Genomic DNA, 12,147 nt, shown 5'->3' on the forward strand with positions numbered 1-12,147 from the left:
AGTAGGCAGACAAATTAACATAGCGCATAGTATGATTTACATGGAAATTAAAAGTTATAAATATACTTTTTCTCATATGTATATTCAGCTTTGCAGCAAAGACTGCAAGAGAAAGGATCACCGTTGAAATCTTGGCTCAATCGTCTTAAGCACGCGACTTATAACACGACCCTGATGTATAACCTGCGTATGCTGATTGCTTTTGCAGGCACTGCCTTTGTTCCCTATTTCATGGGACAGCAGTTAATGACTATTCCACTCACCCTTGGAGTGGTGGCCGCAGGTTTAAGCGATATTGATGACCGCTTTTCCGTACGTATCCTGAATCTGTTCTATACCTATTTAGGCTTCTTCATTACCGCAGTGGCAGTCTATCTGTTATTTCCTTATCCGCTGCTGTTTGCTTCTGCCCTCATTGTTTCTTGTATTGTCCTGATTCTGCTCGGCTCGCTTGGTCGACGTTATGCCACGATTTCCTATGGCTGTCTGGTGATTTCTGTCTATTCCATGCTGGGGGTTGAACTTTTTGATGGATGGTATCAGCAAGCGAGCTTGCTGCTGATTGGTGCGGTCTGGTATGGCTTTTTGTCGACCCTGAGCTTTCTACTGTTTCCTGCGCGACGTGCACAGGATAACTTAGCCAAGTGCTATGCTTCACTGGGTGATTTCCTCTATGCCAAATCGAATCTGTTCGATGTCGATATGACGGCAAAAAGTTATCAGCAAAGTATGATCGAGCTATCACTGGAAAATGGCAAACTGATTTCAATTTTTAATGAAATGAAGACTGTTCTTTTGACCCGTCTGAAAGGTGATCGTGGTCAAAAGGATACCCGTCGTAGCCTGCAATACTATTTTGTAGCGCAAGATATTCACGAGCGTGCCGATTCTGCGCATATTGATTATCAGAAACTGGCCAAGATTTTTGAACACAGCGACGTTTTGTTCCGTTTTCAGCGCATCCTGTCGATTCAGGGCAAAGCCTGTAAAGACCTGAGTGAAAGCATTCAGCAGCGCAAAACCTATAAACATAATAAACGCTTCAAACATGCCTTTGAAAACCTGAGATTGTCCCTGGAAAAATTGCGTACAGAACAGCAGTATGATCAGGTCTGGATCAATGCCCTATTTGCTTTATTCCAGAATCTGAAATCCATTGATGCGCAGTTACGCAACCTGGAAACTGAACGTAATATCAAATTTGATCGTGCTAAACATATTGAAAACCAGCTCAAAGATGACGACCTGAAAGGCTGGGAAGATATCAAGATTCGGGTCAAGCAGCATTTGACGCCTGAATCCGTGTTGTTCCGTCATGCTATTCGCCTGTCGATTGTGCTGCTGATCAGTTATATCATTGTCCAGCTGACCGATATTCAATATGGCTACTGGATTCTACTAACTGCGCTTTTTGTCAGCCAGCCTAACTTTAATGCTACCAAGCGCCGCTTACGTTTACGTATTGTCGGGACTCTGGCAGGTATTCTTTTGGGATATGCCATTCTGTACTTTATTCCTTCTGTTGAAGGACAATTATTGCTGCTGATTTTGAGTGGGATTCTGTTCTTTGAATTACGCAGTAAACAGTATGCACAGGCCACTGCCTTTATTACCATTCTGGCCCTGATCAACTTTAACCTGGACGGTATGGGCTTTGCCGCAGCTATTCCACGTATGATTGATACCCTGATTGGCTGTGCGATTGCCTGGTTTGGTGTGAGCTTTATCTTTCCAGACTGGAAATTCCGTCGCTTGCCACGCAGCATTAGCCGTAGTCTGCAGGCAGAATGTGACTACTTGAGTGAAGTGATTGAACAGTATAAGTCTGGACGGAATAATGGACTAACCTACCGCGTGGTACGTCGCGCAGCCCATAATACGGATGCTGAAGTCGCTTCACTGATTTCGACTTTGGCCACTGAACCTGATTTTGATCCGGTGCAAAAATCACAGGCTTTTGAGTTCCTGTGCCTGAATCATACTTTTATCAGTTATATTGCCGCGCTGGGTGCGCATCGTGAAAAAATTCAGGATCAGGATGTGCTGGACTTGCTAGACCAAGCCCTAGAAAATATTCGTGGTGCCCTGCTCTATGATGAAGTCCCTGACCTAAGCACCCAGAATATGATCCAGAATATCCGTCAGCGTCTGTCACAACAGCAGGAAGAAGACCAGAAACCATTGATTATTTTGCAGCAACTGTCTTTAATGTTTAGTATCTTGAAGCAATTGAGTCAGTTAAAGCAAAGTTTAAGTCACGAACGTGATGAACAGGCCACTGAATTGGCTTCATTATAATTTGGCCGATTTTGGAACAATATACTCACTGAATCAGCACAATTAATGCTAAACTTTTTACAGTTTTAAATCTGTTAATTTCATTATGACCGCGAAAAATTTATACGCTTATACCTTACAGCCTGTGAACTATGAAATTTCAGAAGCTGAGCAGCGTCATGCTCAGCTGATGATCTGGCGTAGTACCAATAAAATTGGCATGAAAGCCTGGCTGATCATGGGTGCTATTGTTGCCTTGTCTATTCTGGGAATTATCCTGATCAAGAACTACTCAACAGTCATCTGCTGGGTGGCGATTGTCTGTGTAGTCCTGTATTACCTGATTCGTACTTTCGGTCTGGAATGGTATGTTAAACGCAAGATGAATGAATTTCCGGTACAGGAAATTAAAGGTATCCGTCTGGGCGTACAGCCACATGGTATCGTGATGCGCCAGAAAATGGGCATGCAGGAAGGCGTGGGTGCTATTGGCTGGAAAGACATCTATGAATGGTATAATACGCCGGAATTCATGCTGATCAATTTTAAAGTCAAAGGTCAGCAAGGTGCTTATATCCTGCCTAAACGTTTAGACAGTAAAAACTTCTCTTTCGCGACCATTCGCAAGCATCTGCAAGAAGAAGTGGGCGCACCAAAAGAAATCTAAGACATATCCCGATTTTGAAAGACCTCCTGTTTCGACATGGAGGTTTTTTTATGACTATCTTTTATCCAACTCATCGACACAAATGATAATGAGAATAAATATTATCATCATAATCTATAATTTGTTCTGATTCTTCAGTTATAATTTGCCTACTTTTACACATACCACCATAAATCTGACCATCATGTTTAAAAAGACATTTTTCCAAATCCACTGGTTTCTGGGGATTACTGCAGGTTTGATTCTCTCAATTATGGGAGTCACAGGTGCTATTTATTCTTATGAGCCGCAAATCTTAAAATGGATGAATAGCGACAGTTATACTGTACAGGTTCAAGAGCGAGATAAGCTTAGCCCTGCCCAGCTGTATCAGCATTTCCAGACCCAAAACCCTGAAATGAAAATTAACAGTATTACCGTCGCACAGGATCCAAGTGCCTCCAGTACGGTCAATATTGTAAAAGAGGGAGCACGTCGTGGTTATAACATGATGGTCAACCCCTACACGGCTGAAGTATTGCCTGAAATTAAAGGTCGTGAATTCTTCCAGTTTGTACAGCAACTACATCGTAATTTAACGGTAGGACCCGTCGGTAAACAGATTACCGGTGCGTGTACCCTGATGCTGATCTTTTTCGTTTTGTCTGGCCTGTATTTACGCTGGCCAAAACGTCATTCGTTCAAGCAATGGTTGGCAGTGAAGCCACAACTGAAAGGCCGTAACTTTATCTGGGATCTGCATGCAGTGGTGGGTACCTGGGTGGTAATTTTCTACCTGATTCTGGCTTGTACCGGTCTTACCTGGTCTTATGGCTGGTGGCGTGATGGTATGTATAAAGTTCTGGGCGTAGAACGCCCACAACCAGAAATGCAGGCCAATGGCGGTCGCGGCGAAGGTGGGCCACGTGGTGAACGCGGTCCTCGTGGCGATGGTGAAATGCGAGGTGAAGGTCGCCAAGGTGGTGAGCGTGGACCTCGCGGTGAAAGTGAAATGCGTGCCGAAGGTCGTTCAGAAGGCGAACGTGGTCCTCGTGATGAACGCGGACAACGTGGTGAAGGCCGTGAAGAAGCTGGCATGAGTCCAGAAAGTATTTCACGTGCACTGGATCAAAGCTGGGCTGGCTTCAGTACTCAATTTGCAGGCAAATATTCAACTGTGACATTTAACCTGCCGAAAAAACCGGATGGTGAAATGCAGTTGAGTTTTGTTGACCCTGTGGCACAGCATGAACGTGCCCGCAACAATGCGACTTATAATTATCGCAGTGCTGAATTTACCGAAGTCCAGCTCTATGAAGATAAGAAGCTCAATGAAAAAATCATGAGCAGCATGTTACCGGTGCACCGTGGCAGCTTCTTTGGTCCTGTGTACCAGTTCCTGGTCATGATTGCTGCATTATTAATGCCATTGTTCTTCGTGACTGGCTGGATGCTCTATCTGAAACGTCGCAAGCAGAAAAAACTTACTCTGGCTGCACGCCAAGGCGCAACTGCCCTGCCTTTGGATCCAAATACCAAGCCTTGGCTGATTACGTATGCCTCACAAACAGGTGTCTCTGAACAACTGGCATGGCGCACGGCCACTGCCTTACAGGAAGCACGTCAACCTGTCAGCGTTAAAGCAGTACAACAGTTAAGCCTTGCAGATCTGCAACAGGCAGAACAGGTTCTATTTGTAGCCAGTACTTATGGCACAGGTGAAGCACCTGACCTAGCCTCCTCTTTTGAAAAGAAAATTTTGTCTGCCAAAGCGGATCTTAATCATCTCAATTATGCAGTTTTGGCTCTAGGCTCCCAGGAATATCCTGATACCTATTGCAGCTTTGGTCATCGGATCGACCAGTGGTTACAACAGAGTGGTGCCAAGCAGCTCTTCAAGACCATTGAAGTGGATAATGCCAATAATGAGCATATCCAGCAATGGACCAATGCCCTTGCCCATGTGACCCAGTTTGAATTGCAGGATATGGGTATCGATAAAACCTTCGATCAATGGACTTTGAGCAAACGTGAATTACTGAATCCAGACAGTCTTGGTGCGCCTGCGTTCAATATTGAACTGGTTCCACAGCATGAAGCCGTCTGGCAGGCAGGTGATATTGCCGAAATCCAGCCAGGAAACAGCCCTGAACGTATCCGTGCATTTATGGAGAAATACCGTATTGCCGCGGGTACACAAGTGCCTTCTCTGAAGCAAAGTATCGAACAGGCACTTTGGAATCGTGATTTGACTCAGGTTGATCCTTTTGATTCAGTAGATGAGCTGTTACAGCAATTACCAACTCTTGCTACACGTGAATATTCAATCGCCAGTATTCCAAGTCAGCAAGTGCTACGTCTGGTCGTGCGTCAGCAATCTGATGCACAAGGCCAGTTAGGTCTGGGCTCAGGCTGGTTAACACAGCATACTGCCCTAAATTCACCGATTGCCCTGCGTATTCGCAAGAATGAATCTTTCCATCTGATTGCAGATAACCGTCCGATTATCTGTATTGGTAATGGTACGGGGATCGCAGGTTTGATGAGCTTGCTGAGTGCGCGTAACCGTCAGGACTATACTCAGAACTGGCTCATCTTTGGTGAACGTCAGCGTGCCCATGATTTCTTCTTTGAAGAAACCATTCAGGCCTGGCTGCAAATGGGTACATTAAAACGACTGGACCTTGCTTTCTCTCGTGACCAGCAGGAAAAAGTTTATGTGCATCATAAATTGCGTGAGCAAGCTGAAGAATTGAAACTCTGGGTCGCTCAAGGCGCCGTGATTTATGTGTGTGGTAGCATTAATGGCATGGCCAGCGATGTCGATCAGGCTCTGATTGAAATTCTCGGTGAAAGCACAGTAGATCAATTACGTCTGGATGGTCGTTATCGTCGTGATGTATATTAAGATCAGCTGATCTATAAAAGACCGGGCTTCATGCCCGGTTTTTTATTAATAAGATAGAAGAAAAGATAAAAAGATTAATAAAAATATGAGTATCCAAATATCCAGCCCACTTAAACGAAGTCTCAGCCTGATCTTTGGTTTGATCCTTGGCATAAACAGCCTCTGGTTAATAAGTCAGGGACAAAGACATTTCGGTGTTCTTTTGCCAATTTTCATTAGCGTAGCACTGATCCTGTATGCTCTGCTCTTTTCAGGCATTCAACGCTGGAAACAGCATTCCAGATTTAGAATCTGGTTCTGGAACAACCTCTGGGCCGGATTTCTACTCTGGATAATCAGTGTCGCAATCTTCTTCGCTTATATCCAGATGTCCATTCATTCAAATGAATCTACACAGCCTCCTGCCGCTATTCTGGTTTTAGGCAGCGGGATTACGAATGGACAGCCCTCACCCATCTTAAAAAGCCGTCTGGATACTGCAGCTAAATATGCCGCACACTATCCAGATGCTTTAATGATTATGACAGGTGGGCGTAATTATCGGGAAAGGCAAAGTGAGGCTGAAGTCATGCAACACTATATCCACACCACCTACCCAGAACTCATCAATCCTATCCAACTTGAAGATCGAAGCAGAAGTACTGCTCAAAACCTGATGTATTCTCAAGTGATATTGGAACAACAAAATATAAGTCAAAATGATCCGATTGCGATTGCAACCAGTGATTTTCATAGTCCCCGTGCACGCGCCATTGCCAGACACCAAGGTTATCCGCAAGTGATTAGTTTGAGTGCCAGCACTCCTCTTTATCTGCGCTATAACTCCTGGTTAAGAGAATATTTTGCCTTTTTGAGTGGCTGGTTGCTCAATGAATATTCACTATTTAAATAAGTGACTTAAACACTAAATTAATTTAAACGGATATGCCTTGGCGAAGGAATCGCTGGATTTTTGAATAGTTCAGGTTTCTGTACATAGACCTGATACAGGTAGTTTTTAAGATCCAGCAAAAGTTTTTCAGGCGCAACCAGAATATTCTGCCCTTCCGGTGTCAGATCCAATGACACAATAGTGCTTTCCTGACGTAAGAAAGGAATGACCTTTTCAACAAAATCTTTGAGGGTAATTTCCTGAATCTGGTAATTGGCCCAGTTATCTTTAATAAGTAGTCTGGCCAGACCTTTGCTTTGCCAGGTCGCGAAAGCACGCTGTCCTGTCGGCGTGGCACATAAAGCCCAGCCCTCTTGGTAAAGTGCAAAAATGCCACCTTGGGCAACAATAGCTTCAATAAAATTTTTATAAACTTGTAGCGGATCGTAGGCGGTATTTTGCGATTTGATCGCTGCCTTGCGTTGATATGGATTTCTCATAGTCTGAAATCTTCAAATTATTATAGACTTCGAATTCTATGAAATATTCAGGATTTAGGCAAGAAAGATATGGTGGGCGCTGACGGGATCGAACCGCCGACATTCTGCTTGTAAGGCAGACGCTCTACCAACTGAGCTAAGCGCCCTGAAGAATAAAATAGCACTGCTATTTTATGATGCAAGACAAGCGAAGCGCGTAGTCTTGAATTTTGAAACACATTTTCCACATCAGGGAATGAAAAATGGCGCAGCGGACGGGACTCGAACCCGCGACCCCCGGCGTGACAGGCCGGTATTCTAACCAACTGAACTACCGCTGCATCGCGTATATCTTTAGAAGATATGGTGGGCGCTGACGGGATCGAACCGCCGACATTCTGCTTGTAAGGCAGACGCTCTACCAACTGAGCTAAGCGCCCTTAAAGGGTCAAACTGTTTGATTCTTAGGATGGCGCAGCGGACGGGACTCGAACCCGCGACCCCCGGCGTGACAGGCCGGTATTCTAACCAACTGAACTACCGCTGCATCACAAAAAATCTGGTGGGCGCTGACGGGATCGAACCGCCGACATTCTGCTTGTAAGGCAGACGCTCTACCAACTGAGCTAAGCGCCCTCAAAAGGTCTATCATGTAAATGGCGCAGCGGACGGGACTCGAACCCGCGACCCCCGGCGTGACAGGCCGGTATTCTAACCAACTGAACTACCGCTGCACTTACACAATGTCGCTATTGTGGCAAACGATTTATCAAGAACTTAGAGTGGCGCAGCGGACGGGACTCGAACCCGCGACCCCCGGCGTGACAGGCCGGTATTCTAACCAACTGAACTACCGCTGCACTATAAGTGTCTCAACTTTGAAAGAAGCTTGGTGGGCGCTGACGGGATCGAACCGCCGACATTCTGCTTGTAAGGCAGACGCTCTACCAACTGAGCTAAGCGCCCTTTCAAATCGACTTCATCGCTTGATGAGGTGCATTATAGAGAATCTTCACAGACTGTCAAACGCTTTTCTGACTGTTTTCTGCTTTTTCGGTGTGAGTGATTAAAAAATAGGTTGATTGTTAAAAAAAACAACACTTTTTGTTTATTTTTTAAGTCTATACCGATTTTTTAAAGATACTCTGTGAAACTAAAAGCCGGATTTTTACGGTTTTACTCATGAAAATTGAGACCAGAACATGCAACAGCCTTCAGTATTGCTGAAAGATTATACAAAGCCCAACTCACTGCAACGTTGTGATCCTGTAATCTTTATTTTAAGAGCTTGCAGCCCTCTAAAAACAAATCGATGACTTTTATTGGCGGGCTATAAATCCTGTTTCTAAGTCTATTTGTCTATAAAAGTAGAGTACATAGATGATCGATGACCTCATCTACTTTCCCTTATTTAAATAGAAGATATTTCAATTAATTTTAAATCATCCACAAATTTTCTTATGTCATTTAAGTCATTTAAACAGTCAGATTCAAAGGCTGTTCTGAAATATAGACCAGCGCATCTTCATTCACCAGTTCAAATAGCTCGGCCACATCCGTATTCCGCATGCGGATACAGCCATGTGACATTGCAATACCCATCGGCTCAGAATCAGGCGTACCATGAATATAGATATAACGTTGGTAAGTATCACAGCCCTCGCCCTGGTTAAAACCTTTTTCAAGCCCACTTAGCCATAAGATCCGGCTGAGAATCCAGTCTCGCTGCGGGAACTGCTGTGCCAGTTCTGCATTATAAATTTCACCTGTCGCTTGACGGGCAATAAACACACTATTTAAAGGTGCCTGCTGGCCAAACTTTTCAGCGACTTTATGCCAGCCACGAGGCGTCTTGCCACTATTTTCTGCTTCGCCAATACCATTCTTACCCGTAGAAATCAGGTACTGCTTATTATATTTTGGCAAATATAGTTTTTGTTGGGCGAGATCAATCAGGATTTCTGCCTGATCCAGCTGCAAATGGCTCATGACTTCTCTCTCTCTGGCTTGATGGTTTCTAGTTCTACTTTCTTTGTGGCCATGTGTTCTGGATGGATTATGTCCTGAACTGGTTCGGGTCGACGCCATAACCAGATCGCCACAATCAGCATGGTCACATCAGTAAAGATTTTGACTGCCAGCGGTGCTGTCGTAAATAACATGATAATGCCACTGATGAACATCATGATACTGGCCAGCCATTTGGCCTTGCGTGGCACAGTACCATTGGCACGCCAGGCTCTTAAAGTCGGACCATATTTTGGATGATTCAGCAGCCATGCATCCATCTGTGGCCAGCCTTTGGATGCCGCCCAAGCTGCCAGAATTAAAAATACTGTAGTTGGCATGCCGGGCAAGATTGCGCCGATAAAACCCAGTACGACAAATAGTACGACCAGGCTTCGCCAAAACAATATTTTCATAAATCGGTCCTACCCACAAAATTAGGGGTAGTATAAAGTGTTTTTAAAATCTGTCCGTTGTATTTGTGCACTTTTCACAGGATGTGCTATGCCCTTTTCCAGTCTAAATCATCATCTTGTAGAAGCATGGCAATATTATCAGCATCCTTTGGTGCGGCAACTGGCATTTGCTGTCGGCAGTCCAAACCTTCTGTCTCAAATTCCAGACGAACTTGAAGTCGTCCATGCTTTTGACTTACATGATTCTGAGAATTGGCAACATCACCTGCAAAATTATCATCCACGTCTGAAATATCTGGACCGGCATCCAGAAGAGCTGGAGCAATTCGTGCAGCAGCTTAAAAGCACCCGGCTGGGTTTGCGCTTTGAAATGCTGGTCTGGTTCTGGCTGCTGGATGATGCCTATCATCCTTATAAGCTTTTAGGTCATAGTATTCAAAAAATTGATGGCGCTAAAACACTGGGTGAGCTGGATTTTCTGTTACTGAATACAGAGACTGGTCTGATCGAACATTGGGAAGTGGCGCTAAAATACTATCTCGCAGAAGCCGATTTTAGCCTGCCAAACTGGTATGGCCTGAACCGTACCGATACTTTGATCCGTAAAATGAAGCATTTTACCCAGAAACAGTTTCAGTTTGAGGAGGCTCTGGATCAGCAGATTGAGCAGCGTTTCTGCATGTTAAAAGGCCAGCTTTATCTTCCAGTGCATCGTACAGATCAGACGTTGCCTGGCTGGGTCAATACCCAACGTCGCATAGGATTATGGGGTCAGCAGATTCCCGACCCAGCGGCCAATTTCTATCGTTTGCAGCGTCATGAGTGGATTTATCCTAATGCTCAAATCAGCAGTTCAAGTCCCTATTGGTGGACAAATGGACTTTATAAAAAGGCTGATCAAGAGGATTTTTATATGTATCGCAGCCCGCTTCTGCTGCCCTTTCCTGCGCATAAACCCTTTTAAAACATTACATTTATTAACCGAAGCACTATGAAAACCACATATTTTTTATGTCGTATATTTTCTAATCTTAGTTCCACATCATAATAATTTTATTATCGATAATACGGAGATGATGATGAAAAAAATTCTTGCTGCTTCATTGGTAATGGCTTTTGTTTTAACTGGCTGTAACACTGTCAAAGGTGTGGGTAAAGACGTTTCTAAAGCAGGCGAAGCTGTAACAGGCACTGCAGAAAAAACTTCTGAAGAAATCCGTCAAAACTAAACACTTTCTAGCTTCTCCACAAACCCTATCTCAGATAGGGTTTTTTTATGCGGAACATTCACATTACAGGCCATATTCGCCTATCATAGAGCCGACAAATTTATCGACTTATGAATTCACCATATGACATCTTCCGCGACTCTTGATTTAAGCCTGCAATTATTACGTCAGCCTTCTGTGACCCCTATTGATCATGACTGCCAGAATATCATGGCAGAACGTTTGAAGAAGGTGGGTTTCAATATTGAATCAATGCGCTTTGAAGATGTTGATAATATTTGGGCGCGTAAAGGTACTGAAGGCCCGGTTTTCTGTTTTGCTGGCCATACCGATGTTGTGCCAACCGGCAACCTGGATGCCTGGAACTCTGACCCATTTGCGCCAGAAATTCGTGACGGCAAGCTATATGGCCGTGGTAGTGCCGACATGAAAACCGCCTTGGCTGCGATGGTGGTAGCCACTGAACGTTTTGTCGAAAAATATCCGAACCACAAAGGCTCGATTGCCTATCTGATCACTTCAGATGAAGAAGGTCCATCGATCAATGGCACGGTAAAAGTGATTGAAACGCTGGAAGCCCGTAATGAGAAAATTACTTGGTGTCTGGTAGGTGAACCTTCGAGCACCAATAAACTGGGGGATATTGTTAAAAATGGCCGTCGTGGTTCATTGAATGCCAACCTGACCGTGAAAGGCAAACAAGGTCATGTGGCTTATCCCCACTTAGCAGTAAATCCAATCCATACAGCGTCTAAAGCCATTGCCGAACTCTGCGAAACAGTCTGGGATAATGGCAATGAATACTTCCCTGCGACGTCTTTCCAGATTTCAAATATCAATGCCGGTACCGGTGCAACCAACGTTGTTCCAGGTACGATGAACCTGCTCTGCAACTGGCGTTATTCAACTGAAGTGACTGCTGAAGAACTAAAAGCACGTATGCTTGAAATTCTGGATCGTCATGGTGTGGACTATGATATTTCATGGACTTTATCTGGCCTGCCATTCCTGACACCAGTAGGTGAGCTGGTGAATGCCGCTAAAGATGCCATTTTAACTGTGACTGGTACTGAAACTGAATTATCAACTTCAGGCGGCACCTCAGATGGTCGTTTTATTGCGCCTACCGGTGCACAAGTCCTAGAACTCGGTGTACTGAATGCCACAATCCATCAAATTAATGAGCATGTCGATATTGCAGACCTTGAACCACTGGCTGAAATTTATGAGCAGATTCTGGTGAACCTGTTAGCCAATTAATCACCAGATGTAAAAAAAGGAACTCAGAAGAGTTCCTTTTTTTATGTGCTTTGT

At 44.4% G+C, this 12,147-nt stretch carries 10 protein-coding genes and 8 tRNA genes; 7 read left to right on the forward strand and 11 right to left on the reverse strand.

The window, feature by feature from the left end:
* Positions 1-123: 123 nt before the first annotated feature.
* The 4 genes from yccS to FTV34_RS08750 all read left to right on the forward strand — a co-directional run bounded on the left by yccS (position 124) and on the right by FTV34_RS08750 (position 6,723).
* Positions 124-2,298, forward strand: coding sequence for a YccS family putative transporter (gene yccS / locus FTV34_RS08735; RefSeq protein ID WP_180011980.1), 2,175 nt, complete (start codon positions 124-126; stop codon positions 2,296-2,298).
* An 85-nt stretch (positions 2,299-2,383) separates the two neighbouring features.
* On the forward strand, positions 2,384-2,944 hold the full coding sequence (locus tag FTV34_RS08740) for a YcxB family protein (RefSeq protein WP_004784963.1): 561 nt from the start codon (positions 2,384-2,386) through the stop codon (positions 2,942-2,944).
* A 184-nt stretch (positions 2,945-3,128) separates the two neighbouring features.
* Complete coding sequence (locus FTV34_RS08745) at positions 3,129-5,831, forward strand: sulfite reductase flavoprotein subunit alpha (protein WP_180069949.1); 2,703 nt, start codon at positions 3,129-3,131, stop codon at positions 5,829-5,831.
* A 97-nt stretch (positions 5,832-5,928) separates the two neighbouring features.
* On the forward strand, positions 5,929-6,723 hold the full coding sequence (locus tag FTV34_RS08750) for a YdcF family protein (RefSeq protein ID WP_180069978.1): 795 nt from the start codon (positions 5,929-5,931) through the stop codon (positions 6,721-6,723).
* A gap of 17 nt (positions 6,724-6,740) precedes the next feature.
* On the opposite strand, the gene FTV34_RS08755 is transcribed toward FTV34_RS08750, so the two are convergent.
* From FTV34_RS08755 to FTV34_RS08805, 11 genes are all read right to left on the reverse strand, one after another.
* Positions 6,741-7,202 carry a DUF2750 domain-containing protein gene (locus tag FTV34_RS08755; protein ID WP_004784968.1) on the reverse strand — a complete coding sequence of 154 codons (462 nt, stop codon included), beginning with the start codon at positions 7,200-7,202 and terminating at the stop codon, positions 6,741-6,743.
* A 70-nt stretch (positions 7,203-7,272) separates the two neighbouring features.
* Positions 7,273-7,348: transfer RNA gene (locus FTV34_RS08760), tRNA-Val, on the reverse strand.
* 97 nt (positions 7,349-7,445) lie between these two features.
* A tRNA-Asp gene (locus FTV34_RS08765) sits at positions 7,446-7,522 on the reverse strand.
* Between the two features lie 23 nt (positions 7,523-7,545).
* A tRNA-Val gene (locus tag FTV34_RS08770) sits at positions 7,546-7,621 on the reverse strand.
* 30 nt (positions 7,622-7,651) lie between these two features.
* Positions 7,652-7,728, reverse strand: a tRNA-Asp gene (locus FTV34_RS08775).
* Between the two features lie 13 nt (positions 7,729-7,741).
* Positions 7,742-7,817, reverse strand: a tRNA-Val gene (locus FTV34_RS08780).
* A 21-nt stretch (positions 7,818-7,838) separates the two neighbouring features.
* A tRNA-Asp gene (locus FTV34_RS08785) sits at positions 7,839-7,915 on the reverse strand.
* Between the two features lie 49 nt (positions 7,916-7,964).
* Positions 7,965-8,041: transfer RNA gene (locus FTV34_RS08790), tRNA-Asp, on the reverse strand.
* Positions 8,042-8,071: 30 nt separating this feature from the next.
* Positions 8,072-8,147, reverse strand: a tRNA-Val gene (locus FTV34_RS08795).
* A 510-nt stretch (positions 8,148-8,657) separates the two neighbouring features.
* Positions 8,658-9,170, reverse strand: a complete 513-nt coding sequence (elsL, locus tag FTV34_RS08800) for a cell wall-recycling L,D-carboxypeptidase ElsL (RefSeq protein WP_180069950.1) — start codon at positions 9,168-9,170, stop codon at positions 8,658-8,660.
* Positions 9,167-9,604, reverse strand: a complete 438-nt coding sequence (locus FTV34_RS08805) for a YbaN family protein (protein ID WP_180069952.1) — start codon at positions 9,602-9,604, stop codon at positions 9,167-9,169. Before FTV34_RS08805 ends, elsL begins: the two co-directional genes overlap by 4 nt.
* 88 nt (positions 9,605-9,692) lie before the next feature.
* On the opposite strand from FTV34_RS08805, the gene FTV34_RS08810 reads away from it, so the two are divergent.
* The 3 genes from FTV34_RS08810 (at position 9,693) to dapE (ending at position 12,093) form a co-directional block, all read left to right on the forward strand.
* Positions 9,693-10,568, forward strand: a complete 876-nt coding sequence (locus FTV34_RS08810) for a DUF1853 family protein (protein WP_180069954.1) — start codon at positions 9,693-9,695, stop codon at positions 10,566-10,568.
* Between the two features lie 115 nt (positions 10,569-10,683).
* Complete coding sequence (locus tag FTV34_RS08815; RefSeq protein ID WP_004784975.1) at positions 10,684-10,833, forward strand: entericidin A/B family lipoprotein; 150 nt, start codon at positions 10,684-10,686, stop codon at positions 10,831-10,833.
* 123 nt (positions 10,834-10,956) lie between these two features.
* Positions 10,957-12,093, forward strand: coding sequence for a succinyl-diaminopimelate desuccinylase (gene dapE, locus FTV34_RS08820; protein WP_004784977.1), 1,137 nt, complete (start codon positions 10,957-10,959; stop codon positions 12,091-12,093).
* The last annotated feature ends 54 nt before the right edge of the window (positions 12,094-12,147 follow it).

The organism is Acinetobacter sp. YH16038 (genome assembly GCF_013417275.1).
GTDB lineage: Bacteria > Pseudomonadota > Gammaproteobacteria > Pseudomonadales > Moraxellaceae > Acinetobacter.